The following is a 25,557-nucleotide window of genomic DNA, read 5'->3' as shown; positions in this document are numbered from 1 at the left end:
CGAGGGTCGAGGGTCGAGGGTCGAGGGTCGAGGGTCGAGGGTCGAGGGTCGAGGGTCGAGGGTCGAGGGTCGAGGGTGCCCCGCTTCAGCGTGGAGGCGCTGTTGGGCGACGTGCCACGCGCCGCCTCCTACTTCGCACTTCCAACTTCAGACTTCGCACGTCGACCGCTGAGGCGTTCGGCGGCGTCGAGGCCCGCCGTAGTGAGCGCCCAGGCGTCGCCGGTGGGGACGACCCAGCCGCGCGCCTGTAGGTGCTCCAGGCTCGGGCCGATGCTCTCAGGACGGTGCGTCATCGTGCGCAGCGTGCCGATAGGGTGCGGGTAGTGCGGGTCGCCGTGCCGCTGCGCCAGCGTGTAGAGGTCTTCGAGGACGCCCGTCTCGCGGAGGTCGCGGCGGTTTTTTCGGGTGCGCAGCCACGTCGCCACGAGCCCCCGCCCCGGTGCCACGAGCAGGCTCACCACCACCATGAGCGAGGCACACAACACGATGGTCGGCCCCGTCGGGAGCCGCGCGGCCGTCGCGCTCAGCAGGGCCCCGCTCACGCCAGCGAGCGCTCCGAACACGGCCGCCAGAAAGACGACCTGCCCGAGCTTGTCGGTCCACTGCCGCGCTGCCGCCGCTGGGGCGATCAGCATCGCGCTCATCAGCACCACGCCTACGGTCTGCAACCCAATCACGATGGCAATCACGAGGAGGCCCGTCAGCAGCACGTCAAGCCGCTGCATTGGTAGCCCGAGCGCCGCGCCGAAGTCCTCGTCGAAGAGGAGCAGCTTGAGTTCCTTCCAGAACGCGAGCATCACCAGGAGCGCCCCGCCGCCGAGCGCCGCCATCACCGCCACGTCGCGCCCGACGAGCGCCGCGGCCTGCCCGAAGAGGAATTTATCGAGCCCCGCCTGCGCCCCTGTGCCGCTGCCCTGGAGATACGTCAATCCCACTAGTCCGGCGCCGAAGAACACGGAGAGCAACAAGCCCAGCGCCGCGTCGAACGGCACGCGCGAGTGATCGGTGACGTGTAGGATGGCGAGCGTCCCGATCCACCCAGCGAACGCGGCGCCGAGTACGAGCACGAGCGGGGCTTTGCTACCCGTGAGTAGGAAGGCGAGCACGACACCTGGGAGCGCCGCGTGGCTGATCGCGTCGCCGAGCAGGCTCTGCCCACGCAGCACGGCAAACGTCCCGAGCGACCCGCTCACGAGCCCCAGCGTCGCCGCCCCCAGCGCGACCGTCCGCAGCGTGTAGTCAAAGAAGAGGTCCACGGCTAGGTGTTGGTCATTGGTCCTTGATCATTGGTCACGGGCTGAGTCGCTATCGCGCACTGCTTGCTCTGCTGCCAGTACCAGTTGCGCTTCCGCAAGGCATTCCGGGCACTGGATCGTGAGGTCTTTCCACATCTCCAGGCACTCGCCCTCGACGGTCTGACCATCTCGGACTTCGTAGACCTTCGCGCACTGCGTACACAATAGCGTAGAGATCGGAATAGCCCCATCGTCCATCAGGTCTATGACCACTTCGGCCACGCCGTCCTTCAAGCTTCGCTCTTTGATTGCCAGATCAATATGGTTACGGCACATGACTCCCGACTGTCTACCATGACGCTGGCACCGAACTACACCCATTGCTCCACCCCTTGGGCCATTTCCGAACCGCCTCTCTTGTCATCCTGAACTCGTTTCAGGATCTCTGACGATTGCAGCACCTCGTGGCATCGCTGAGATGCTGAACCAAGTTCAGCATGACAATTCTGGGGAAGTCTAGCTGGATGAATCGTCACCGCTACCATGTCTACTTCCTCTAGAACCGTACGCGCACGGTGCTCTATTGCGGCGTAACGAACGACCTCGCCCGACGGCTTCCGGAACACCGGAGCGGAGCCGTTGAGGGATTTACGAAGCGCTATCGGGTGCATGACCTGCTTTGGTTCGAGACGTTCGGAGAGGTACACAATGCTATCACTCGGGAGAAGCAGTTGAAGAACTGGCGGCGGGCCTGGAAATGGAATCTGATACGTGAGAGCAATCCCGGGCTGCGAGACCTGAGCCAGGATCCAGGTTGGCATTTGCTCACCTAGATGTCATCCTGAACTTGTTTCAGGATCTCTGACTATTGAGGAATACCAAGGCATCGAAGAGATGCTGAAACGAGTTCAGCATGACAAGGGGTGAGATCGAGCAAGTATGAGACAGTGGTGTGCGGATCTTCGATGGTTCAAGGACAAATGACTAGGGACTAAACACGAAGGACTACCCAAGCCTTTGCCGTCCGGCGACGTGACCCGCGAAGGGGACGCGGCCGCCGTAGGTCAGACGGAGGTTCTCCTCGGTGAACACCTCGGCGACGGGTCCTGCGGTGATGCGGCGGACGTTGAGGAGCAGCACCCAGTCGAAGTATTCGGGCACGGTCTGGAGGTCGTGGTGGACGACGAGCACGGTCTTGCCGCGCGAGCGGAGGTCCTGCAGAAGCCGCACGATGGCACGCTCGGTGGTCGCGTCGACGCCCTGGAAGGGCTCGTCCATGAGGTAGACGTCGGCGTCTTGGACGAGGGCACGGGCGAGAAAGACGCGCTGCTGCTGGCCGCCCGAAAGCTGTGCGATCTGGCGATCGGCGAAGTCCTCCATGCCCACCTTGCGGAGCGCGCCCATCGCGAGGTCACGCTCGGCGTCGCCGGGGCGGCGCAGCCAGCCGAGCGCGCCGTAGCGGCCCATCATCACCACGTCGAGCACGTTGGTCGGGAAGTCCCAATCGACGGAGCCGCGCTGAGGGACGTAGCCGACTCGCTTGCGCTGCCGCTCGTAGGCCTCGCCGAGCACGAGCACACGCCCCGCCGCGAGCGGTACGAGACCGAGAATGCCCTTGATGAGCGTCGTCTTGCCCGCCCCGTTCGGCCCCACGATCGCCATGAGCACGCCCTCCGGCACGGCGAGGTCAATGTCCCACAGCACCGGCTGATCGCGATAGGCCACCGTGAGGTCAGCAACGTCGATGGCGGCGTGGCTGTTGGCTGTCGGCTGGCGGCTGTCAGGGTTCATCCCTCCACCTGCGCCAGCGCGCCCACCATCGTGTCGACGTTGTGACGAATCATCCCAACGTAGGTGTCCGCGCCCGAGTCTGCGGGACCGAGGGCATCGGAGTAGAGCGTTCCGCCGACAGCCACGTCGAAGCCGCGGCTGCGCACGGCGGCCTGCACGGCCTCGATGGAGCGCGGCGAGATGGACGACTCGACGAACATGGCCGGGATGCGGCGTTCGGCGACGAACTCGGCGAGGCGCTGCACGTCGGCCGTCCCGGCTTCGGCGTCCGTCGAGAGGCCCTGGAGGCCACGCACGGCAATCCCGTAGGCCTCGCCGAAGTAGCTGAACGCGTCGTGCGCGGTGATGAGGACGCGTTGGCCCTCGGGGATCGTGGCGATCTGCTCACGCACGTAGGCGTCGAGCGGGGCCAGGGCTTCGTGGTAGGCCGTGGCATTGGCTTGGTAGCTCTCAGCGTGCGCTGGGTCCACCTCGGTGAGCGTCGCGCCTACGAGCGCCACTGCGTCCTGCCAGCGAGCCACGTCCATCCAGACGTGCGGGTCGAACGACCCCGCATAGCCCTCAGCATTGAGGCGCCGCCCTTCGGGGACCGCCTCCTCCGCGACAGCAACCGACGGGATCCCAAGGCGGTCGAGTTGCTGGAAGACCTCGCCCATCTTGCCTTCGAGGTCGAGGCCGTTGAGCAGCACGAGGTCGGCCTCGGTCATCGTCTGCACGTTGCCCTCGGTGGGCCGGTAGAGGTGCGGGTCGATGCCCGGCCCCATCAGCCCGGTCACGGTCACATGCTCGCCACCCACCTCGCGCGCGAGGTCCGCCAGCATGCTCGTCGTCGCGACGATGCGCAGTTCGCGCTCGGCGAGCGGGACCTCATTGGAGGTGTCCGCGCACGCAGGAAGCCCTAGTCCAAGCAGCACGACTAAGGCCAACAGTATTCTGTCGAAGGAACGAGGCATGATGGGGAGGTCAAGTAGGAGGCAAGACGGAGCTACGCCGCCGGTTTTACATAGATGTGCTGAGCCGCGGCGAAGCCAACCGGGTGCACGTCGGAGGCCGCGTCCGATGCAGTGAGGCGCACCGAGATCGGGCCATCGAATGGGGCCACGGCGACGACCTCGAAGGGCGTCTCGGGGTAGAGGCCGAGGCTGCCAACGTAGCGCAGTAGCTCCGCGTCATGGTCGCTCACCTCGGCGACGATGCCGCTGGCTCCAGCATCGAGCGTGACGAGGGCAGGCCAGTCGGGCTCCACGAGGCGGAGGTCGGGCGTTGGGATCGGCGCGCCGTGTGGGTCGTGCGTCGGGTGGCCGAGCGCCTCGTCGATGCGGGCTTCGAGATCCTCGGAAAGGACGTGCTCCCATTGCTCAGCCTCGGCATGGACGCGGTCCCACGGGACGCCGAGCGCCTGGTGGAGGTAGGCCTCCACGAGCCGGTGGTGGCGGATCACCTCGACGGCGAGCTTGCGTCCGGCCTCGGTGAGCGCCGCGCCGTGGTAGCGCTCGTAGACGACGAGGTTCATCGCCGCGAGCTTCTTGAGCATGCCCGTCACGGACGCGGGTGCAACGTTCAGCCGCTCGGCAAGGGCCGAGGTGCCCACGGCGTCTGCGCCGCGGGTGAGGTCGTAGATAGCCTTGGCGTAGTCCTCGATGGCTTGCGTCTGCATGACGGCGCGGTGAAGGAAGCAGGGGAGGCTTGACAGAGATCAAGATATTTTTTAGGTTCACCTAAGTCAATTTAGGCTGACCAAAAAATGTTTTTCACGGCCTTCCTACTCGCGCTTCTCGTGCACGCCTCGCCCGGTCCGGCGAGCGTCGCGGAGGACGTGACGTGGGCGTCGCTGCCGGACGCCTTCGCCAAGGCTGCCGCGACGGAGCAACACGTGCTCATCTACGTCCACGCGGCGTGGTGCGGGCCATGCCGCCAGATGGAAGCCGCCGTCTTCCCGGAGGTCGCGCCGCTCCTAGCCCGTTTCGCCCACGCCGAACTCGACTACGCCGACCACGAGTCGCGCCTCACGCTCGGCGACCACACGCGCTCGCCCTTCGCCTGGGCGCAGCACTTCGGCGCGGCGGGCACGCCCACCTTCGTCCTCCTCGAACCAGACGGCACACCCATCACGCGTGTCCAAGGGGCACAGACCACCGGCGCCTTCGCGCTGCTGCTTGCCTACGTCGCCACCGACGCCTACCAACACACCGACTTCGCCTCCTACGCCGAGCAAACGCAGGCTACGCCGCCAGGAGGGTGACTTCTGCCGGGTCGGCTCCCCCTGTTTGACACGCCTGAACGGCGGTCAAACTGTCCCCCTCGAAATCGAGGGGGACAGTTCAGATCGACGCAAGCGCGCAGCGATTGTCGATCTGAACAGGGGGAGCCGCACCGAGCACATCACAACCATCACCATCATGCCCCGCTCCCTGCTCCTGCTCCTCCTCACCCTGCTCGCGCCGGCGGCCGTCGCCCAGGGCCTCATCGAGGGCCGCGTGACCGACGCCGACGGCGAGGCCGTGCCGTTCGCCTCCATCGGTGTGCGCGGGACCGCGCTCGGGGCGGCAGCCGACCTCGACGGGCGCTTCGAGATCGACGGCGTGCCTGCGGGGACGGTCGACCTCACGGCCTCGGCGGTAGGCTTCGCAGCGCAAACGCAGGCGGTCACCGTGACCAGCGGCGGGCGTGCAACCGTGGCCTTCGAACTCACCGCAACGGTCAGCCAGACCGAGACGGTCGTTGTGACCGGCACGATGCAAGAGACGTTCGTGCGCGACTCGCCCGTGAAGGTCGACGTGGTGTCGCCGCGCTACTTGGAGAAGATCCCGACCGCCAACATCATGGAGGTGCTCGAAAACGTCAACGGGCTCTACCAGCAGGTCGACTGCGCGGTGTGCAGGACCAACAACCTCCGTATCAACGGCATGGATGGCCCCTACACGGCGGTGCTCATCGACGGTATGCCGATCATGAGCAGCCTCGCGACGGTCTACGGGCTCAACGGCATCAGCCCGAGCCTCATCCAGCAGGTCGAGGTCATCAAGGGGCCGATGTCGACGCTCTATGGCTCCGAGGCGATGGGCGGCGTGATCAACATCATCACGAAAACCCCGCAGACGGCCCCGCGCCTCGCCGTGAACACGTTCGGAACGACCCACAGCGAGTTCGCGGCCGACGTGGGTGTGGTGCCCACGCGCGGGCGGTTCGCCACATTGGTTTCGGCGACGGCGTTCTACAACAACACCTTCCATGATGACAACAACGACGCCTTTGCCGATACACCGCTCAACACGCGGTTCTCGCTTTTCGGCAAGGCCGCGCTCGCCACGCGCGACGGCTTCAAGCAGGCCGACCTTTCGGTGCGCTACTACTACGAGGACCGCCTCGGCGGCACGGAGGCCTTCATCGAGAACTTCTCCGAAGCGTTGCGCGGCTCGGACCAGATCTACGGCGAGACGATCCGCACGCACCGCATCGAGGCCGTCGGCAGCGTCCACCTCGCGCCGCGCCGGGGCGTGAAGCTCGACCTCGCGTTCAACCACCACGACCAGGACAGCTTCTACGGCGACGCCGACTACCAGGCGCGCCAGACGACCGCGTTCGCCCAGCTCATCGCGCCGGTCCGCTTCGGGTCGCAGCACTCGACGCTCTTCGGGGCCGCGCTCCGTGCTCAGCGCTATGACGACAACACCGGGGCAACCGGCGTCTTCGACGACAACGGCACCGAGATCGACAACGCGCCGGACGACCGGCTTATCCCCGGCGTCTTCGCGCAACACGAATACGTCGCCTCCGACGTGGTGCGCCTCCTCGGCGGGCTCCGGCTGGATTATCAGGAGGACTATGGCGTCGTTCCGTCGCCGCGCGCGAGCCTCAAGCTGACGCCGGGACGCAACACGACGCTGCGCCTCAACGCCGGGACCGGCTTTCGCATCGTCAACCTCTTCACCGAGGACCACGCCGCCTACACCGGATCCCGCGCGACCGTCCTCCTCGACGACCTCGCGCCTGAGCGCTCCGTCAACGGCACCGTCAGCCTCCAGCACATCGTCCCGTTCGGTGCGAACCCGCTCACCATCGACGTGGAGGGCTTCTACACCTACTTCACCAACAAGATCGAGCCGAACTACGACACGCCCGGGCGGATCGTCTACGCCAACCTCGACGGCTCCGCGACCACACGGGGCGTCTCGCTAACGCTCTCGCAGAGCCTCACCGCGATCCCGCTCACCTACACCGTCGGGGCGACGTTCATGGACGTGTTCGTCGATGAAGACGGCGAGACGCGCCCGCTGGAGTTCGCGCCCGACTTCCAGGGCGTCGTGAACGCGACCTACATGCTGCCGCGCGGCTTCGCGGTGGACTACACGATGAACCTCACCGGCCCGATGGCTCTGCCGGAGTACGAGGCCCCGTTCGAGCGCCCGACCACCTCGCCGACGTTCGCGCTGCACAACGTGCAGGTGACGAAGGATTTCGACCTCCCGGACGGGACACTCGCGCAGGTCTACCTCGCGGGCGAGAACCTTTTCAACTACCAGCAGCCCGCGCCGCTCATCGACCCGGCGAATCCGTTTGGGCCCAACTTCGATACGGCCTACGTCTACGGTCCCATGCATGGCGGCTGCGTCGGCCTCGGCGTGCGCCTGACGCTGCCGTAGCCACGCCCCCCACGGCTATTCCGACAGCAACGCCAGCGCCGCCTCCAACTCAGGATCGCGCCTGGCGACGATGGCATCGACATTGGGCTCCACGAGCACGTCGGGCGCGACACCGCGGTCGGGGCCGGGCGTGACGGGGCGGCTGCCGTAGAGCGGCACGTCCACGGCAAAGCCGGTATGCGGCAGGGTGAGGAAGACCATCTGGCCGCCGTTGAGGCCCTTCAAGCTCCCGCCCGTCGTCTGCCCGACGAGCGGCGCGGCGCCAGCCTGCTGGATCGTGTCGGCGAGATAGAACGTCGCCGACGACGGCCCCGCGTCGATGAGCACGGCGACCTTCCCGTCGAAGGCATCGGGAGCAGGGGACACGGTCACCGGCGAGCGCGGAGCGAGGGCAAAGGTGCCGTCGCCGTTGGGCGTGACGCTATCGCCGAGGTCGTAGAAGTCGTTTGACCATGAGCGGACGTGCGGGCGCAGGGCCTCGGGGATGGTCTGGTAGGCCGTGTGCCCCTGCCACTGCGTCACCTCGACGGGCTCGGTCAGTAGGTGCGCGAGCAGCAGCGCCGCCGCGTTGTCCATACCGCCCCCGTTACCGCGCAGGTCCACGACGAGCCGCTCGGCCCCGCGTTCGCGGAACGCCTGGAACGCACCGGTGAGCCACGCTTCGTAGTCGAGGTCCATGTTGAACGTCGAGAACGAGCCGATGCGGAGGTAGGCGGTCCCGTCGTCTAGGAACGAGTACTGGAGCAGGTCGTCGCGTGAGCGGGGCAGGTCGGGGTCGCGGTCCCAGAGCACGTCGCGGCGCGCGTCGGCGGTCATGCGCGGGGTGGTGAGCGCCTGCTCGGTGCTTGTCCCAGAGGAGCCGGGCGTGCGGACGGTGAGCGCGAGATCGCCCTCGGGCGCGAAGTGCTGGCTGTAGACGACATCGAAGCGCTCGGCGGGCGCGAGGAGGTCCTGCACCTGAAGGAGATCGATCCGCTTGGCATCGTTGCTGCCGTCCGCGGAGGCGTAGGGCATCAGCGCGTCGATGACCTCCGTGACAGGGCGACCGTCGAGCGTCAGAATCTCGGTCCCAGCAGGCAGCACACGGTCGGTGGTAGCGTCGCCCGTGACGAGCATGCGCGTACCTAAATCGTCGGCAACGAGACGGAAGGTGAACGGCACGCGGTCGGCGCGGTCGTAGAGGATCGCCTCGGTGTAGCTGGTCTGATTGTACATGCTCAGTTGCGTATGACCGTCGCGGATCGCGGACACGGCCCGGGCGATGGGGAGGTAGGCCACCGTCACGGGAATCGCGTCGCCGTGCGTCGCAGCGAGGTCGCGGGCGGAAGCCGCGAGGTGATCGGCTGCCACGGCGAGGTCAGCGTCCGTGTTGTGGAGCCGCAGGCCTGGATGCAGCGCCTCCATCGCCTCGCGGAGCAGCGCCAGGTCCTCGGCGAGTTCGGCGGGCGTGACGGTGAGTTCGGGTAGGTCGGTCTGCGGCTCACCGAAGCCGCGGCGGTCCATCGTCATCACACTGGGGAGGAGCAGGCGGTTGCTCCCCGGCTCCCACTCGACTTCGCCCGCCTCGGGTTCGAGGACGGCCTTGTAGGCCACGCGCCCGGTACCGTCGGAGAAGGCGAGGTCGACCGTGTAGACGCCGTCGCCATCGGGGTCGGTGAGCGAAACCGACGCCTCCCACGACAGCGGGGCCGTGTCGCCGCGCACCCCAACGGTCATCCCGTCGAGATCGCGGTCCGCGAGGTCGAGCGCGATGGTGATGGGCTGGGCGTGCACCGTCGCGGCGAGCAGCGCGAGAAGAGCGACGAGCGAGAATCGAGACATGGAAATGAAGGGGATGGGGAGAAGTGAGACTCTGACGTTGCGGGCACGCTGCTGTGAGGTTACCCGCCGTAGCCACACATGGGGTGGTCCGATCTGGGCGATGCTCTCCAGCGCACGCTTCCCGCACGGGCGTCAATCCGCACGAGTCAGGCGGTAGAGGTTGCGCTCAAAGAAGGTGTCGGTGCCGTCGTAGCGTACCTCCTTGCGGTCGGATAGCTCTTCGCCATCGAGGGTGATGGTGTGACGGATCGTAGCCGGGCGACGATTGTCGTCGCCCTCCCGTTCCAACACGATGCGGAAGCCGTCGACGCGCACCTCACGCTCAAGTTGGGTCCACGGGGTGCCGTCGTACTCGATCCGGCCACGGCGCTCGCGGAGCGTCGTGGTGCCCATGCCGCCGGAGGAGCCGTCGGGTTCCACGTAGCGCAGATCGAGCCGGACGCCACCGCGCCGCAGCGCGCGCCCGTTGGCCGAGATGGTCAGCGTGGCCCGTCTAGTGTCGTCACTGTAGTCGGTGTAGGTGAGCGTGCCTGTCCAGTCCCCGACGAGCGCCTCGAACGGGAGGGGCCTATCGGAATCGCCTGAGACGGGCGCTTCCATGTCTGTGAGCGGGAGCGACTGCTCCCAGGAAAGCGGAGCGGTGTCGCCGTGAACGCCGACGATTGCGTCGGTGAGATTGCGCTCACCAAGATCATGCGCGCCGAGATCATGCGCGCCGAGATCGTGGGTACCGAGGTCGATGGCGAGGGTGATGGGCTGGGTGTTGGCAGCCGAGGTGGCGAGAATGCCACCGAGAAGAAGGACGAGCGGGGAGAGTCGTGACATAGTCCAGTACGGGGTTGATGAGACGCTGCCAAACTGGGCAACGTCTCCCAAGCCCTTCGCCTCACGGAACGGATGAGACGCGAAATCGGCGTTTCAGGAGGCCAGGAGCGAGTCGGCACCCGCACGGTATTGCGTCGGCGTGCATCCTGTGACCTGTTTGAAGGCGCGGTTGAACGTAGCCTTTGAGGCAAATCCTGCCTCCATCCCAATCTGGAGCACCGACGTGGTGGCGCGGTCTGAATCGGCAAGGATCCGCTGCGCCTCGGCCACGCGCAGCCCGTTGACATACTCCGTGTAGCCCATGCCGAGGCCCTCGTTGAGGACAAGCGAGAGCTCTTTTTCGCTCAGGCGGAGCGCATCGGCGAGGGTGCCGAGGGAAAGCGTCGGGTCGAGGTAGGGCTGCGCGGTCGCCATGTGATCGCGGAGCCGAGCGGCACGGCGAGCCAGGTCGTCCGGCGTCATCCCGTACCGCTCGCGCCGTTCTGGTGTCGGCACGGGCTTGCCCGGCGGCTCCTCGACCGCGCTCGGTGCGAGGCTGTAGACGAAGCCGGTGAAGGTGACCCAGTAGAGCATCGCGGCATAGGTCAGCATCGCCCCAAGATTGAGCCATGCCAGCACACTCGCAGGCACCGCCTCCACGACGAGCGCTGTCACGAGCATCGTTTCCATAACGAACGCCACAACAAGGATGACGACGGCTCCCGTGATCAGCCGACGCAGCCACTGCACCAGGCTTGGCGGTCCCGCCCGTTGCTGCGTCAGTCGCCAGCATGCTACGAGGTAGACTCCAAAGCTCGCCACAAAGATCAAGGTGTCGAGTTGGCTGTAGATCTGCCCGAATGAGGAACGCCAGTAGGCCTCCTTGACCGCGACGGACGCGAAGCCGATGACGACCTGGTGCACCACCTGAAACGCCGGGAGGACCGCATGAACCAGGTCACGGCGGCGCGGTCCGCGTTCGGGCAGGAGGCGTTGCCGAACGAAGAGATAGAGCAGCGGTCCGAGCGCATAGGTGTAGACAAGCGGCAGGATCCAGAAGTGGTCGCTCAGCCGGTGGAGACGCAGCGTGCCGATGAGTTCGTTGGCGAGGGTAAGCGCTCCAGCGATAAGAAAGCCGCCTAGGCACCACCGCGCGACGCGTTGGGCACCGGGCCGGACGAGCAGCCCAACGCCCACGACCAACCCGAGCACGACCGCACCCCCGCCAAAGAGGGCTGCCAGCAAGTCAGGGATGGGGAGATCGAGTGTCACGCTGCGCCCTACGGCGACATCGCGGCGAGGTTGCCTGTGACCTCTCGGCCGGAGCGACCGCGCGTACCGAAACAACCGGACCGTTTCCCTCAGCCCTCCTTACACGATGCGCCTTCTCTTTATCCTTCTCTTCCTGGTTGCAAGCCCCGCCTTTGCAAGCCCCGCCTTTGCGCAGGAGCATCCTATCGCCGGCGGCGACCTCGGCAGCGGACGCGTCGATGGGGTGTCCGCCCTCGACCTCGGCAGCGGTCGGCTCGTGGACTTCGAACCGGTCCGCGAGGCCGTCCTCAGCGACGAGCAGATGGCGCTCGTCAAGGAGAACCGCACCTACGCGGCGATCCTTCAGCCGACCGGCGACAACACCGTCGCGGCCGCGCGGGGCCTCACGCTCTACGGCAGCACGGACCGTCACGCTGGCTGCAGCGAAACCACCCTGTGCATCGTCCTGATCGGCGAAATCATGCACGTCCCCTTTGCCAGCGATGGCGGCCTCGGCACCACCAGCGCAAACTCAGGCTCGCAGTTTATGGAGCAGGAGACGGAGGTCGTCTTTCGCTTCCTCATGCCTCGGCAACTCACCGTGAACGATGAGCAGGCCGAGGTGATCGGGCAAGGCCCGATGGCCGACCACCTCCGCATCGGCGACGGCTCCGTCACGGGCGGACGCGGCACGACGCTCTTCAGCAGCAATCAGGAGGGCGACTGCACGGCCGGAGCCTGCCTGATCGGCCTGGAGAACGACGGCTTCCTCTCGATCTGGGGCGTGCCGTAGCGGACAGCGCGAACCTCGCGCAGGGCTGCGCGTCAGGGAAGACCTTCCCTTCTCTGCGCCAGCCCCTCTGTTTATGCAACCGACCGATGCCGTCCTCGACTTCGAGCAGGACGTGATCGCGGCCAGCCACGAGCGCCCCGTCCTCGTCGACTTCTGGGCCGCGTGGTGCGGCCCCTGCCGCGTGCTCGGCCCGACACTCGACAAACTCGACGCAGAGAGCGACGCGTGGTCGCTCGTGAAGGTCAATACCGACCAGCACCAGGCGCTCTCGGCACGCTACCAGATCCGCGGCATCCCCGCCGTGAAGCTCTTTGCGGGCGGCGAGGTCGTGGCAGAGTTCACAGGCGCGCTCCCCGAGCCGGCGCTGCGCCGCTGGCTCGCCGACCACCTCCCGAGCCGCCAGAAGGCGCTCCTCGCCGACGCTGCCGCCCTCCTCGACGCAGGCGACCGGACCGCTGCCCTGCCGCTTCTGGAAGCTGCCTACGCCGAAGACGAGGCCAACCCCGATGCCCGCGTCCACCTGGCCCGCGCCGTCGTCTTCGACGCCCCCGGCCGCGCCCGCACGCTCGTGGACGGCCAGCACACGCAGACCGCCGAGGGCGTCCGGTCCCTCGCCGACTTCCTCCAGCGCGACCTCACGTCCCTGGCCGAGGCCCCGGCGCGTCCGCTCTACGCCGAGGCCCTCACCGCGCTCCAGCAGAGCGACGCCGATGCTGCGCTGGCTCGGTTCATTCAGGTGCTCGTCCAGGACCGCAGCTACGACGCCGACGGCGCCCGCCGCGCCTGCCTCGCCATCTTCGCCACGCTCGGCGAGGGCCACCCCGTTGTGAAGCAGCACCGCCCCGTCTTCAACCGCTCTCTCTACTGATGAGTGTGGCGGCTCGGCTGTGTTGCGGTGTGCTCATCCACTGCCTCACCGCTGCACCGCCACACCGCTACGCTCCATGCCCCTCTACACTGCTCGCATCCCCGCCCGTTGGGCCGACCAGGACGCCTTCGGGCACGTCAACAACGCGGTCTACTTTACCTACCTCGAACAAGCCCGCATCGAGGCGATGGAGCAGCTGGACCTGCCGTGGGTGACGAAGGAATACGGCCCCGTCCTCGTCGCGGCGAGTTGCCAGTTCAAGCGCCCCATCAAGGCACCCGCCACGGTGCTCGTCCACGTCGATGCCGACCCGCCGGGGCGCACGTCGCTCACGAATCGCTACGTGCTCACGCTCGACGGCGACCCCGATACGGTCGTTGCTACCGGCGAGTCGACGATGGTGTGGGTCGACCGGACGACCGAGCGGCCCGTGGCGATACCGGACGTGCTGCGCGCGGCTATCGAGAAGCGCTTGGCGGAGCGGCTGGCAGCGCAGGCCGATGGCTGACACCCCGACTGATCCGACTGCGTGGCCGGAGATCACGCTGCGCAGCTTCGCGGTGCGCGTCCCGCCTCTCTTCAGCGAGCACCAGCAGTTTCGCTACGCCGAGGCGCTCCAGGTCAAGCCTCCCGACGACCTCCACGCCTGGCTGGACGTCGACCATCGCAACAGCTACCGTCCGCGTAGCAACGCCGAGGACTGGCGCGTGCGCTTCGAGGAAGACGTGCTCGACAGCCTGACGGACATCTACACGACCGTCTACCGCGCCGACTGCACCCGCCTCCATCGCACCGAGCGCACGATCGACGGCAAACCCGCCCTCGACTTTGCGTACCGCGTGCTGGATCGCGGCTGGGACGGAAAGCAATCGTTCGAGCGCTACCAGCGCTGGGTCGGGGTGCTGGCGCAGGGGCACGTCTACGAGTTCGCCTTCCGCTGCGCCTTCGCGGACCGCGCGCCCTACGACCCGCTCGTTGAGGGCCTCGTCGCCTCCTTCCGGCAGACCGCACCGCTGAAGCCCGCCGAGCCGCCCCCTCCGCCGCCCGTCCCAACGCCTGCCCAGCAGCGGTCGCGCTACACGCGCGCCGAGGTCGAACCCCTCGTCCAGCCTGGCGACTCGCACTACGATCTCCCTGTCGTCCACCTCGTGCTGCCCGTGCTCGGCGACGGCATCACGGCGCTGCGCCTCGACAACGAAGACGCCGAGGGCGAGCCAGCGGAGCACACCCCAGCGTCCGGCCTGACGGACGGCCACGTGACGCTCGTCAACGGCCTCGTGGCGATGGGCACGGCTGAGCGCACGCGCATCGAGGCGCTGCTCTTCGAGCACTATCGGCTCTGCGCGGACGCGACCGACTACGGCGTCGTCAAGAACCCGATGGACGACCCGTTCGACCTCGCAACGCCCGCTACCGCCTTTGAGCAGGCTGGCTTCCGCGAGGTCCTGCTCAGCGCCGACGGTCGCCTCGCCCGGTTCGTCTTCTATCCCATCTGGGAGGAAGAGCACGGCTGTCTCGTGGCGTGGCAGGACGGCACCTGGACCACCACGGATTGGTAGCGCGCGCGGACGCCTCGGATCATCCCGGTGTCTCGCTCGTCCTACTACGCGTGGTGTTTCGCGACAACAGCGCCCGTCTGGTGCGCGGGGTCGCCGGCACTCTCCTCTCTTCGCCCAACCGCGGCCTGTGCGCAGCCCGTCACCTCTTGGGCTCAATGCCGAGCCCATCGGCAAGCCACCCGCGTTCGGCCCGTGCTGCGTGCTCCCGCGACGGTGTGGCACCCAACGCCCACCTTTATGTCCCAGCCACCGCACAACGGCGACGCATCCACCGTAGGCCCGTCGAACGGAGCCGGTACGGCTAGCGCGTCGGGCCATCGCGGCTTGCGCGAGCAGGCCATCGAGGCGTTCGGCATCCTCCAGCGCCGCGCCGACCGCGTGATTGCTCCCGAACGGCTGCGCTCGTTCCTGCAGTCGCGTCCGATCTCGTCGTTCGCCCTCTTCGAGCTGCTGGCCGAGTTTGCCCGGGCGCAGGGCCTTGTGGTGGTCCACCAGGACATCGCGCCCGACGAGTTGCTGGATCGGGGGCTCGTGGACGACCTCGTCCTGCTGCCTGCGGGTGACATCGGCCTCGTGATGGAGGTCAACACGTTCGCGCGCAGCATCACGGTGCAGAACCTCGGTCCGGGCGCCCAGGAGCGGCACAACGTGGACGAGCTCGCCCGCGCCTACCCCGGCGAGATCCAGGTGCTCCACCTGCAGGGCCAGGCCCCGCGCTTCCTCGACGACGGTACGCACGCGCCGCCGCTCTACAGCGACCACGCCGCCGACATCGACCCGCACGACCGGCTCGACAACGCCCGGGAGACGTTCGAGAGCTTGCTCCGCCTGATGAGCGACGAGCGCAGCGACATCGTCACCGTCACGATGTACGCCGTGATGGTGGCGCTCTTCTCGCTCACGATCCCGCTCGCCTCGCAGGGCATCATCGACGCGGTGTCGATGGGGACGTTCACGAACCAGATTGTCATCTTCTGCGCCGCGATCTCGGTCGGGCTGCTGCTCTACGGCATCTTTACGATGCTGCAGTACTACACGGTCGATGTGTTGCAGCGCCGCCTCTTCGCTGCCACGGGGCTCGAGATCGCCTACCGCATCCCGATGATGAAGCGCTCGGCGCTGGAGGGCGAGTACGGCCCCGCGCTGATGAACCGCTTCTTCGACGTGATCACGATGCAAAAGAGCCTCGCGAAGCTCCTGATCGACGGGCTGTCGTACTCACTCGTTGCGCTCGTGAGCCTGGTGCTGCTGGCGATCTACAGCCCCTTCTTCCTCGTCGTCGGGCTGCTGGCGGTTCTCTTCACGCCGGTGCTGATCTGGGGCCTGGGGCGCAACGCGCTCGACACGAGCTTCCGGGAGTCGAGCACGAAGTACGCGATGGCGCACTGGCTGGAGGACCTCTCGCGCTGCCACCAGAGCTTCAAGCTCAACGGGGCCACGTCGTACGTCCACGCCCGCACGGATCGCCTCGCGGCGCGCTATGTCCGCACCCGCGGTGACCACTTCCGCATCTTCGGGCGGCAGCTGGCGAGCGCGGCCGTCTTCCGGGCGCTCGTGGTGGGGATCGCGCTCGGCATCGGGGGCTACCTCGTCACGCGCGGCGACATCTCGCTTGGGCAGTTCGTGGCCGCCGAGCTCGTCATCGTGTCGCTCACGGGGGCCGGGTTCAACCTCGTCAAGCTCTTCGACCAGGTGTACGACCTGCTCACGGCGATCAGCAAGATCCTGCACATCACGGACAAGCCACTCGAAGCGGTCGGGGGCGAGCCGATGCCCGCCAGGACCGGCCCCGCCACGCTCGAACTGCGCGGAGTCACCGTCGGCTACGGCAGCCGCCCTGCGCTCCGGGACGTCTCGTTCCGTGCCGAGGCTGGCACGCACGTCAGCGTCGTGGGCGTCGGCGGAGCCGGAAAGTCGACGCTCTCGCGCACGCTGGTGCGCCTCCACAAGCCCGAGAGCGGCCGCATCACGTTCGACGGGCACGACATCCGCCGCCTCGACCTCAAGGCCTACCGTCGGGACATCGGCATGGCGCTCTCCACCGACGAGCTGTTCAAGGGCACGCTGGAGGACAACATCACGATGGGCCGCGACTTCACCTACCCCGAGATGCAGCAGGCGCTCCACATGGCCGACCTGGAGGACGACGTGCTGGGGCTGCGCGACGGTCTCTCTACGGCCGTCACCTCGGCAGGCCTGGAGTTCGCCCAGGGCTTCGTGCGCCGCATCATGATCGCCCGCGCCATCATCGGGGAGCCGCGCGTGCTCATTCTCGACGAGGCGTTCAACGGCATCGAGGAGCCGGTCAAGCAGAAGCTCATGGACCGCATCTACGCCCACGGCGCCTGGACGCTCATCACCGTCACCGACGACGACCCCGAGACCGTGGAGCGCGCCGACCATGTGATCGTGCTCGACCGCGGCTCGGTCGTGTGGAGCGGGAGACCCCGCGCGCTGGCCCACGAGCCCGACGCGTTCCTCTGCGAGCACTTTCCTCAGCTCGTCGCGTCGCTTCGCACCAGCCAGCCCACATCCGCCTGACGCCCTGCCTCATGTCGTCCACATCCACCTCGTCTGACGGAGCCAGCCAGCCCCTCTGGAGTTGGCGGGAGGCCCGCCCGCCCACGGAGCGGCTGGCCGGGCATATTCCGCCGCACGAGTCGCCCTACGGCTTGCACTCGAGCGCGCTGCAGGCCGCCGAGACACCGAAGATGGCGCTCCGGGTGATGCTCGGCTCGTTCGTGACCCTCGCGCTGCTAGCCATCGCGCTGATGGTGACGCCGTGGCAGCAGACTGTCTCAGGCTCGGGGGCCGTCACGGCGTTCTCGCCCGAGGCGCGCCCGCAGCCGGTCGAGGCGCAGATCTCCGCGCGCATCCAGCGGTGGTACGTGGACGAGGGCGACGCCGTCGCGGCCGGGGACACCATCGCCATACTCGAAGACATCAGCACGTCGTTCATGGACAGCCGCTTCGTGGAGCGCATCGCTGCGTCGCGGGTGAGCGAGCTGCGCGTGTTGCAGCTAGAGACGGCGCGCGCGCGCCAGACGCGCGCGCAGGCCGAGCAGCAGCTCCGTGCCGCCCGGGCTCGCCTAGAGAACGTCACGCTGGAAACCGCTACGGCGCGGGAGCGCCTTCAGCGGATCGAGGCGCTCTACGCTGACGGGCTGACCTCGCTGCGGTCGTTCGAGAGCGAGCAACTCGCCCTCCAGAAGACCCGCGCCGACTCCATCGCCGCCGCCGCCGAGCAAGCCGCCGCCGAGCAGGAGGTGCAGTCGGCCCGCCTCGACGTGGACCGCGCGACGAGCGCGCTCGAAGCCCGCCAGGCCGAACTCGACCTACGGCTCGACAATGCCCAGGAGCGGCAGTCGGCGTCCGTCGTGCGCGCCCCCATCAATGGCACCATCGCTCGGGTGCGCGAGGCCGGGCCGGGCCAGACGGTGTCCGCGGGCGACCAGCTCGCGCTCGTCGTGCCCGAGACGGACGACCAGGCCGCCGAGCTGTTCGTGAGCAGCATGGACGCCGCCATCGTCGAGCCCGGGAGCCGGGTGCAACTGCAGTTCGCAGGCTTCCCGGCGCTGCAGTTCGCAGGCTTCCCCGGCGTCTCCATCGGCATCTTCACGGGCACGGTGCGCGTCATCGACCCCGTGGACGACGGCATGGGGCGCTACCGTCTGCTCGTGGTGCCCGACACGTCAGGCGCGCTGCCCGCGTGGCCAGACCAGAGCTACCTCCGCCAGGGCTCGTCGGTCGCCGGCTGGGTGATGCTGTCCGATGTCTCGCTCGGCTACGAAATCTGGCGCCGCATGAACGGCCTGCCGCCCGAGATCCCCGTCCGCGAATGAGCGCCGGGTCCATGCCACGTCACCGCTGCACGATGTCGATGCGAAGCGCTCTGGGCCACCTGTGGGGCGTAGGGTGTGGAGAGTGGGGACGGTGGACCTGCCTCGTACTCGCGCTCGGCCTGCTCGTCGCTCCGGCAGCGCTGGCACAGGACGATGCGCGAGCCGACGCGCGCTGCGAGCCCGGACGCGACTGCCCGGAGCTCACGCTCGACACCTTCCTCGACCAAGTGCTGCGGACCAACCCGGCAGCGCGGGCGCTGCGCCTGGAGGCTGACCGCGCCCGCGCCGACCTGCTCGACGCCCGCGGCGCCTTCGATCCCGTCTTGCTCTCCGGCTACGAGTACAAGACCGAGGAGAACAAAGACAAGCTCAACATCTTGCGCAGCGGCGTGACGCTCCCGTTCGACCTGCCGATGAGCCCGAGCCTGATGGTCGACTACCGGCGCGGGCTAGGGTCGAGCATCGACCCGTCGGTGAGCACGTCGCCTGCTGGGGAGACGCGCTTCGGCCTGTCGTTCTCGCCGCTGCAGGGGTTTGGCACCAACACGCGGCGCGCGGCACTCGAAAAGGCCCGCCTCGCACCGCGCCTCGCCGAGGCTTTCCAGGACCGAGGGCGCAACCTCCTGCTGCTGGACGCCACACGCGCGTTCTGGTCGTGGGTCGAGGCGCAGCAGATCTTGCAGGTCAACCGCGAGCTGGTGGCGCTGGCTGCCGAGCGGCGCGCCTTCGTGGTGCGACAGGCGCGGGCCGGAGAGACCGCCGCCGTCGACAGCGTCGAGGCGGAGCTGGCCGTGGTCAGCCGCGAGGGCAAGGTGGCCGAGGCTCGCCGCAAGGCCGAGCAAGCGAGCGTCAAGCTGGCCGTCTTCCTGTGGAACGAAGACGGCACCCCTGAGACCTCGCGCTACACCGCGCCCGCGCTCCCGGGGCTCCCCGCCGAACCAGACTCGGCGCTCGCCGTGGCGACGGCGCTAGACCAACGGCCCGAACTCCGCGAGGTGGCGCTGGAGCAGCGGCAGATGCAGGTGGAGCAGCGCCTCGCCCGCGAGCAGCTTCGCCCCGACCTGCGGCTGGAGGCGCAGGTCGTGTCGTACGACGACAATCCGCTCGGCGTGACCGACGTGAAGCTCGGTTTTAAGATCAACCAGCCGCTCTTCTTGCGCCGCGGTCGGAGCGAGGTGGCGCAGGCCGAGATCGAGGTGCAAGCACTGCGCTTCGAGCAGGACCTCGCCCGGCGAGCGATCCGCGCGGACGTAGACGCCATGCTCGTGGCGCTGCGTCAGTCGCTGCGCCGCGTGGCGGCCGCTGAGCGCCGCGTGGAACTGGCTGAGCGCCTCCAGGAGGCCGAGCAGCGACGCTTCGAGCTGGGTGAGAGCACCCTCTTCCTCGTCAACCAGCGCGAGCAGGCACTCGCCGAGGCGCGCGAGGAGCGCATCGCAGCCCGGATCGATGTCTTGAAGGCCGACGCCACCTTCCGGTGGGCTACCGGGACCATCGGCGATGGATGAGGCCGCCGTGTCTCGTGGTTTAACGCCGCGCACAGCGTTGCAGTGCAGACGTGGGAGGCATCGATGGACTCGATGCGTCCCGCTGAGTTCGAGAGGCGGCGAGAGCGCAGTACTATTGTTGACAACGTCTACATCTTATTGTATGTTGACAATGTCAACTCCAATCACTGGTCTGCCGAATCCATGTACCGGGACTTCACTCGTTACCTCCTCGCCGCCGTGGTGCTCACGCTCCTCGTCGTGGTCGCCCTCGTCACTCTGAACCTGCTCGACATCCCCGCGGGCGACCTCGTGGACTGGGTGGTTGGCATCGTGAGCGTGTGGTGGCTGCTGCTGGTCACGACGGTGCCCTGGAACGTGCACTTCGCGGCGCGGGCGGCGGTGCGCGAGGCGGCGGTGTCGTCGGAACGGGGCATCAAGGTGGATGCGGCGAAGCAGGCGCGCATTGCGGCGGTTGGGCGGCAAGCGCTCGGGGTCGCGCTGGCGCTGCACGTGCTCACGGCGGGCGGGCTCTACACGGTCGCGGCGGCAGGCTGGAGCCCGGTCGGCTATGCAGGCGCGGCGCTCGCGGCAGCGCTGACCTTCGTGCGGCCGGGCGCCCGTGCCTATGCCTACCTCGCAGAGCAGGTGCGGACCTTTCGCAAGGAGGTGACGCATCCCCGCGAGGACGTAGTCGAGTTGCGCCGCCGCGTGGACACGCTCGAAGCGACGCTCGACCTGAAAGCAGACACCTCCTGGGCAAGCACGACGCAGGAGCGGGTGCAGACACTAGTCGATGACCTCGCCGAGTTGGTGTCCGACGTGACGCGCCTGCGAGTAGGGAACAGGGAGGAACACGCGCGGCTAGAGCAGGAGTATCGGGCCGCGCTGGCGACCGTCACCGAGGACCGGCGCTTCGTAGAGCACCTCCGCGAGATCGTCCGCTTCGTGCGGACCGCGTAACCGCCGTATCCTCTCGCCCCACCGACTCCCCCGCTACCCGTTCTCTGCTATGCGCGCCGCCTACCACCCGCCGGGCCTCGCCAACCTCACCGATGTCGACGTGTCGGGGGCGACCTACTCGGCGGAACCGGCCACCGTGCAGGGTCTCGTCTCGATGCGAAGCCAGGGCGCGGGCGTCCACGACGGCTACCTCGTCCACCTGTTTACACTCGTCGCATGGCGGCGCGTCGACGGCCCACTCGTGGAGCGAGCGCTGACCGTCTTGCGGCCGGTACCCACGGGCCACCCGTGGATCGCGGACGTGCCACCGGGCGGTCAGGTGCGCATCACCTTGCTCCTGTCCGACGACGCAACCCGCGCTGTCTTCCTCGACGACCTCGGCCTGGGCGACCGCTTCGAGCACGCCGACGACGACCTCCTCGACCTCGCCGAGCGCCTTCGCGCGCCGCAGACGATGGAGACCGCCCGCTTCGGCATGCTCACCGAGGACCAGCAACTCGGCTGGATGGAGAGCACCGCGACGTGGAGCGAGACGACCGTGCGCCTCACGCTCAACCTGGGTCTGCGGGGCTATATCGACGCGGACGACTTCGCGCCCGCGCTCGCCACCGCCGAGCAACTGTGGACGGACGAAGCCGCCTGGAATGCGCGCGTCGAGGCCTGCGCGGCCACGCTCTTCGACGTTTGGGACGGCGGCTGGCGGCAGCCCGACGACACCGAGGACACGCCCGAGGCCTTCGTTGCGCGGATGACGCTCGACGCCATCGCGTGCGCCCCTGATGGCGCGTTCGAGTTCTGGTACGACGACGGCGACCTCTTCGCAGGCCATGCCGTCCTCGTGCGCGGCACCCTCGCCGACGGCCCCACCGAGACTACGCTGGCGGGGTAAGCGAACGGAAAGCACCGATGCGGTGCTCGGAATCCCACCCTGGCTCAGAAGAGCCCAGTGATGCGCCCCGCGTCGTCCACGTCGATCCCGGCAGCGGCGGGGACTCTGGGAAGGCCCGGCATCAGCAGCATATCGCCGCAGACGACCACGAGGAAGCCGGCCCCGGCCGAGAGGTTGACATCCGAGACGGTGAGTTGCCAGCCGGTCGGCGCGCCGAGGAGCCTCCCGTTGTCCGAGAGCGAGCTCTGCGTCTTCGCCATGCACACGGGTAGGCCGCCGAAGCCGAGGTCTACGAACCGCTCCAGCTTCTTGCGCGCGCGCTTCTCGAAGTAGATTCCGCTCGCACCGTAGATCTCCGTCGCGATGGCCTCAATCTTCTCCTCGGGCGATGCAGCGAGGTCGTAGAGGAAGCGCGGCGTTGGCGCGGGGTTCGCGTCGGCCACCGCCACCACCGTCTCAGCGAGGTCGATGGCCCCCGCACCCCCTTGAGCGAACGCCTCGTGGGTGGCAAAGGCGACCTCGCGCTCGTCGCAGAACGCCCGCAGCATCTCGATCTCGTCGGGCGTGTCCCACGGGAAGCGGTTCATGGCCACGACCACGGACACGCCGAAGCGACGCAGGTTGGCGAGGTGGCGGTCCACGTTGGCGAGGCCCTTGCGGAACGCCTCCGGCTGCGGCCTCGTGAGGAGGTCGCTGGGCTTGGTCGGCACGCCGCCGTGCCGCTTGATGGCGCGGCCCGTCACCACGAGCACCACCGCTGAGGGCCACAGGTCGGCGTGGCGGCACACGATGTCGAAGAACTTCTCCGCACCGAGGTCCGCCCCAAAGCCCGCCTCCGTGATCACGTAGTCGGCCGTCTTGCGGGCGATCTGCGCGGCGAGGACGCTGCTGGTCCCGTGCGCGATGTTGGCAAACGGCCCGGCGTGGACGAGCGCGGGCGTGCCCTCCATCGTCTGGACGAGGTTGGGCGCGATGGCATCGTTGAGGAGCGCGGCCATGGCTCCGGCGGCGTCGAGGTCGCGGGCGCGGACGATGTCGCCGCCGTGCGTGTAGCCGACGACGATGCTGCCGAGCCGCCGCTTGAGGTCGGCGCGCGACTGCGCGAGGGCGAGGATGGCCATCACCTCCGAGGCGGCCGTGATGACGAAGCCCGACTCGCGCGGGACGCCGTTGACGCGCCCGCCCAGCCCCACGACGGTCTGCCGTAGCGCGCGGTCGTTCACGTCGAGCGCGCGGTTCCAGAGCAGCTGTGTCACGTCGAGGCGGCGGTCGTTGCCCTTGAAGACGTGGTTGTCGAGCATCGCCGCGAGGAGGTTGTGCGCGGCGGTGATGGCATGGAGGTCGCCGGTGAAGTGGAGGTTGATCTGCTCCATCGGCAGCACCTGCGCGTAGCCGCCGCCCGCCGCCCCGCCTTTGATGCCGAAGACAGGCCCGAGCGACGGCTCGCGCAGCGCCACGACGCCCTTCTTGCCCAGGTGCCCGAGCGCCTGCCCGAGGCCGACGGACGTGAGCGTCTTGCCCTCGCCGAAGCGTGTCGGCGTCATCGCCGTGACGAGGATCAGACGGCCGTCGGGCTGGTCGGCGAGGCGGTCGAGCGCCGAGAGCCGGACTTTGCCAACGTGGCGGCCGTAGAAGTCGAAGTCGTCTTCGTGGAGGCCGAGGCCGTCGCGGATCTCGCGGATGGGGCGGAGCGTCGCCGCCTGGGCGAGCTCAATGCTGCTTTCCATGGAACGAGACAGGTTTGGGGGAGAACCGTCTCCACCCTACCTCGCATCACTCAATGTCTGTGCGAGGGGAACCCCCGCTGAGGCGTCAGGCACAGGCTCAGCGCCCGGGCTCTGACCTACTTCTCACATCGGACCTCTCACTTCGAACTTCACCTCACCCGTCGGCGCGGCGCTGCATCTCGCCGATGACGGCCATGCGGATGTCGACCCCCTCGGCGACAAGCGTCACGCCGGGGTGGTCGAACGTGAGGTAGTCGAGGTTGGCCTCGCGGCCGCTCAGCAGGAAGTCGTTGATGGCCACGCGGTAGGCGTCATCGGGGTCAAGCGGTTCCCCGCCGACGAGCCAGCCGTTGGGCGTGGGTTGTGCGCCCGCCGTCTGAAGGAAGCCGCCGATTCCGCGGTTGGCGATCCCCTGATCGAGGACGCGCGCGAGGAACTCGCCCTGCATCACGACGGTGAGGATCTCGCCGCCGAACGGGAGCACGCGGATGATGTCGTACTGCGTGATCGGCCCCGGCGAGAGCATGTCATCGATGCGGATCGAGCCGCCGTTGAAGACGGCGACTTGGGCGTCGGGGACCTCGGCGAGCATGGCCTCGGCGATCAGGTCGGTGAGCGAGGTGGGCCGGAAGCGGACGCTGATCTCGCGCCCGTCGAGCGGCTGGTCGATCGTGGCGACGACGGCGTCGGGGTCGAAGCCTGCGTCGCGGAAGCCCTGGAAGCCGATGTTGACCCACTCGTCCACGACGGCCGCCACCTGGGGGTCCTCGGGCAGCGCGTCCGTGACCGGGACCAGCTCCGAGTCCAGGTCCATGTCGCCCGTCTCGGGGTCGATGTAGAGGTGGTGGACGAAGACCGAGCGCGTGTTGGCGTCGACCTTGAAGAGCGGCGTGAAGTCGGGGCCGCGGTAGAGTTCCATGTTGATGTGCTCGTGGCCGCCGAGGATGATGTCGATCTCGGGGATCAGCTCGGCGATGGTGACGTCCTGCTGCTGCGAGAGGTGCGTGATCGCAATGAGCACGTCGGCCTGGTCACCGATGGCGTCCACCTGCGCCTGCAGGCCATCGAGGATTGGGATGTAGCGGACGTAGTCCTTGACGTTGAGGCCGATGGTCGCGCCGAGGACGCCGAGCGTGACGGTGCCGTCTTCGTCGGTGACGGTGACGAGTTCGTGGGCGGCGGTCTTCGGGAAGAGCGCGCCGTCTTCGTCGGTGACGTTCGAGGAGACGATGTTGTAGCCGGTCTCGTCGAGGCGGCGGTAGAAGTCGTCGCGGCTGAGGTCGAACTCGTGGTTGCCGAACGTCACATAGTCGACGCCGATCGCGTTGAAGACGGCGACCATCTGCTGGCCGTTGAGGCGGACGCCGTCCACCTTCGAGGTGCCGATGGCCGACGGGCTGTAGAAGTCGCCCGGCACCATGACGAACGTGTTGGGGTTGGCGGCTTCGAGCTCGCGCAGCAGCCCGGCGACGCGGGCCAGGCCGCCCGTCTTGCCACCCTCGGCGGGCACGATCTCCTGCACGTCGCTCACCTGGAGGATGGTCACGTGGACGCGCCCGTCGGAGGCGTCTTCTATGACCATCTCGATGTCTTCTTCGACGACGTCCTGAACAGGCTGAACGGTGCCGCACGCGGTGAGCGCGACGAGGAGCGCGGCGAGCGCGAGGGGGGAGAGGAAGCGGAACATGGCGCGTGCGTGGTCCGGTGAGAGAGAAAGGGGGTATGGATGCACGCGCGATCCATGCGGTCAGCGGGTCATCGTAAACAGCCACCCGGTCTTTCGCTCCGCACGGCTCCCCCCGTTCGGGTTGACGGTCGCTACGCTCCCACGACAACCCGAACTGTCCCCCTCGATTCCGAGGGGGACAGCTTGACCGCCGTTGCAGG

Annotated in this window: 22 protein-coding genes; 12 read left to right on the top strand and 10 right to left on the bottom strand. The window is 67.9% G+C overall.

Annotation, left to right across the window (positions count from 1 at the left end):
- Nucleotides 1-128: 128 nt before the first annotated feature.
- Together AAFU51_16625 and AAFU51_16620 are read right to left on the bottom strand one after the other, a co-directional pair.
- Complete coding sequence (locus tag AAFU51_16625) at nucleotides 129-1,256, bottom strand: metal ABC transporter permease (protein MEO1572883.1); 1,128 nt, start codon at nucleotides 1,254-1,256, stop codon at nucleotides 129-131.
- A gap of 27 nt (nucleotides 1,257-1,283) precedes the next feature.
- On the bottom strand, nucleotides 1,284-1,571 hold the full coding sequence (locus AAFU51_16620; protein MEO1572882.1) for a hypothetical protein: 288 nt from the start codon (nucleotides 1,569-1,571) through the stop codon (nucleotides 1,284-1,286).
- A 239-nt stretch (nucleotides 1,572-1,810) separates the two neighbouring features.
- Between AAFU51_16620 and AAFU51_16615 the strand changes: the two genes are divergently transcribed.
- Nucleotides 1,811-2,068, top strand: coding sequence for a GIY-YIG nuclease family protein (locus AAFU51_16615; protein ID MEO1572881.1), 258 nt, complete (start codon nucleotides 1,811-1,813; stop codon nucleotides 2,066-2,068).
- 172 nt (nucleotides 2,069-2,240) lie between these two features.
- Here AAFU51_16615 and AAFU51_16610 read toward each other — a convergent pair whose 3' ends face one another.
- From AAFU51_16610 to AAFU51_16600, 3 genes are read right to left on the bottom strand one after another with little or no spacing between them, the layout of a single operon-like run.
- Entirely contained in the window at nucleotides 2,241-3,026 is a 786-nt protein-coding gene (locus tag AAFU51_16610; GenBank protein ID MEO1572880.1) for a metal ABC transporter ATP-binding protein, read from the bottom strand.
- Complete coding sequence (locus AAFU51_16605) at nucleotides 3,023-3,979, bottom strand: zinc ABC transporter substrate-binding protein (protein ID MEO1572879.1); 957 nt, start codon at nucleotides 3,977-3,979, stop codon at nucleotides 3,023-3,025. Before AAFU51_16605 ends, AAFU51_16610 begins: the two co-directional genes overlap by 4 nt.
- A gap of 32 nt (nucleotides 3,980-4,011) precedes the next feature.
- A complete protein-coding gene (locus AAFU51_16600; protein MEO1572878.1) occupies nucleotides 4,012-4,683 on the bottom strand; it encodes a metal-dependent transcriptional regulator in 672 nt (223 codons plus the stop codon).
- A gap of 87 nt (nucleotides 4,684-4,770) precedes the next feature.
- Between AAFU51_16600 and AAFU51_16595 the strand changes: the two genes are divergently transcribed.
- Both AAFU51_16595 and AAFU51_16590 read left to right on the top strand, forming a co-directional pair.
- On the top strand, nucleotides 4,771-5,268 hold the full coding sequence (locus AAFU51_16595; GenBank protein MEO1572877.1) for a thioredoxin family protein: 498 nt from the start codon (nucleotides 4,771-4,773) through the stop codon (nucleotides 5,266-5,268).
- 157 nt (nucleotides 5,269-5,425) lie between these two features.
- The gene (locus tag AAFU51_16590; protein MEO1572876.1) at nucleotides 5,426-7,669 is read left to right on the top strand and encodes a TonB-dependent receptor; all 2,244 of its coding nucleotides are present in this window, start codon (nucleotides 5,426-5,428) and stop codon (nucleotides 7,667-7,669) included.
- A 15-nt stretch (nucleotides 7,670-7,684) separates the two neighbouring features.
- Here the strand turns inward: AAFU51_16590 and AAFU51_16585 are convergent, their stop codons facing one another.
- The 3 genes from AAFU51_16585 to AAFU51_16575 all read right to left on the bottom strand — a co-directional run bounded on the left by AAFU51_16585 (nucleotide 7,685) and on the right by AAFU51_16575 (nucleotide 11,566).
- Nucleotides 7,685-9,490, bottom strand: a complete 1,806-nt coding sequence (locus AAFU51_16585; GenBank protein MEO1572875.1) for a S41 family peptidase — start codon at nucleotides 9,488-9,490, stop codon at nucleotides 7,685-7,687.
- A 132-nt stretch (nucleotides 9,491-9,622) separates the two neighbouring features.
- Nucleotides 9,623-10,315 carry a hypothetical protein gene (locus AAFU51_16580; protein MEO1572874.1) on the bottom strand — a complete coding sequence of 231 codons (693 nt, stop codon included), beginning with the start codon at nucleotides 10,313-10,315 and terminating at the stop codon, nucleotides 9,623-9,625.
- A gap of 93 nt (nucleotides 10,316-10,408) precedes the next feature.
- Nucleotides 10,409-11,566, bottom strand: coding sequence for an AraC family transcriptional regulator (locus AAFU51_16575; protein ID MEO1572873.1), 1,158 nt, complete (start codon nucleotides 11,564-11,566; stop codon nucleotides 10,409-10,411).
- A 106-nt stretch (nucleotides 11,567-11,672) separates the two neighbouring features.
- On the opposite strand from AAFU51_16575, the gene AAFU51_16570 reads away from it, so the two are divergent.
- From AAFU51_16570 to AAFU51_16530, 9 genes are all read left to right on the top strand, one after another.
- Nucleotides 11,673-12,338: a hypothetical protein gene (locus tag AAFU51_16570; GenBank protein ID MEO1572872.1), complete on the top strand. Its 666-nt coding sequence runs from the start codon at nucleotides 11,673-11,675 to the stop codon at nucleotides 12,336-12,338.
- Nucleotides 12,339-12,411: 73 nt separating this feature from the next.
- Complete coding sequence (locus tag AAFU51_16565) at nucleotides 12,412-13,206, top strand: tetratricopeptide repeat protein (protein MEO1572871.1); 795 nt, start codon at nucleotides 12,412-12,414, stop codon at nucleotides 13,204-13,206.
- Nucleotides 13,207-13,282: 76 nt separating this feature from the next.
- Nucleotides 13,283-13,714, top strand: a complete 432-nt coding sequence (locus tag AAFU51_16560) for a thioesterase family protein (GenBank protein ID MEO1572870.1) — start codon at nucleotides 13,283-13,285, stop codon at nucleotides 13,712-13,714.
- Nucleotides 13,707-14,765 (top strand): hypothetical protein, encoded by a 1,059-nt coding sequence (locus AAFU51_16555; GenBank protein ID MEO1572869.1) that lies wholly within the window; start codon nucleotides 13,707-13,709, stop codon nucleotides 14,763-14,765. Before AAFU51_16560 ends, AAFU51_16555 begins: the two co-directional genes overlap by 8 nt.
- A 237-nt stretch (nucleotides 14,766-15,002) precedes the next feature.
- Nucleotides 15,003-17,306, top strand: a complete 2,304-nt coding sequence (locus tag AAFU51_16550; GenBank protein MEO1572868.1) for an ATP-binding cassette domain-containing protein — start codon at nucleotides 15,003-15,005, stop codon at nucleotides 17,304-17,306.
- 11 nt (nucleotides 17,307-17,317) lie between these two features.
- Nucleotides 17,318-18,607, top strand: coding sequence for an HlyD family efflux transporter periplasmic adaptor subunit (locus AAFU51_16545; protein ID MEO1572867.1), 1,290 nt, complete (start codon nucleotides 17,318-17,320; stop codon nucleotides 18,605-18,607).
- Nucleotides 18,608-18,645: 38 nt separating this feature from the next.
- Entirely contained in the window at nucleotides 18,646-20,112 is a 1,467-nt protein-coding gene (locus AAFU51_16540; GenBank protein ID MEO1572866.1) for a TolC family protein, read from the top strand.
- Between the two features lie 183 nt (nucleotides 20,113-20,295).
- Nucleotides 20,296-21,054: a hypothetical protein gene (locus tag AAFU51_16535; protein ID MEO1572865.1), complete on the top strand. Its 759-nt coding sequence runs from the start codon at nucleotides 20,296-20,298 to the stop codon at nucleotides 21,052-21,054.
- A 49-nt stretch (nucleotides 21,055-21,103) separates the two neighbouring features.
- Nucleotides 21,104-21,943, top strand: coding sequence for a DUF2262 domain-containing protein (locus AAFU51_16530; GenBank protein MEO1572864.1), 840 nt, complete (start codon nucleotides 21,104-21,106; stop codon nucleotides 21,941-21,943).
- A 44-nt stretch (nucleotides 21,944-21,987) separates the two neighbouring features.
- Here the strand turns inward: AAFU51_16530 and AAFU51_16525 are convergent, their stop codons facing one another.
- On the bottom strand, nucleotides 21,988-23,670 hold the full coding sequence (locus AAFU51_16525) for a formate--tetrahydrofolate ligase (GenBank protein MEO1572863.1): 1,683 nt from the start codon (nucleotides 23,668-23,670) through the stop codon (nucleotides 21,988-21,990).
- A 154-nt stretch (nucleotides 23,671-23,824) separates the two neighbouring features.
- Nucleotides 23,825-25,357: a bifunctional metallophosphatase/5'-nucleotidase gene (locus tag AAFU51_16520; GenBank protein MEO1572862.1), complete on the bottom strand. Its 1,533-nt coding sequence runs from the start codon at nucleotides 25,355-25,357 to the stop codon at nucleotides 23,825-23,827.
- Nucleotides 25,358-25,557 lie beyond the last annotated feature (200 nt).

The organism is Bacteroidota bacterium, assembly GCA_039821555.1.
In the GTDB taxonomy this organism is placed as follows: domain Bacteria; phylum Bacteroidota; class Rhodothermia; order Rhodothermales; family Rubricoccaceae; genus JBCBEX01.
Note: the sequence above shows the minus strand (reverse complement) of the source record. Positions and strands in the feature narration are given on the sequence as shown.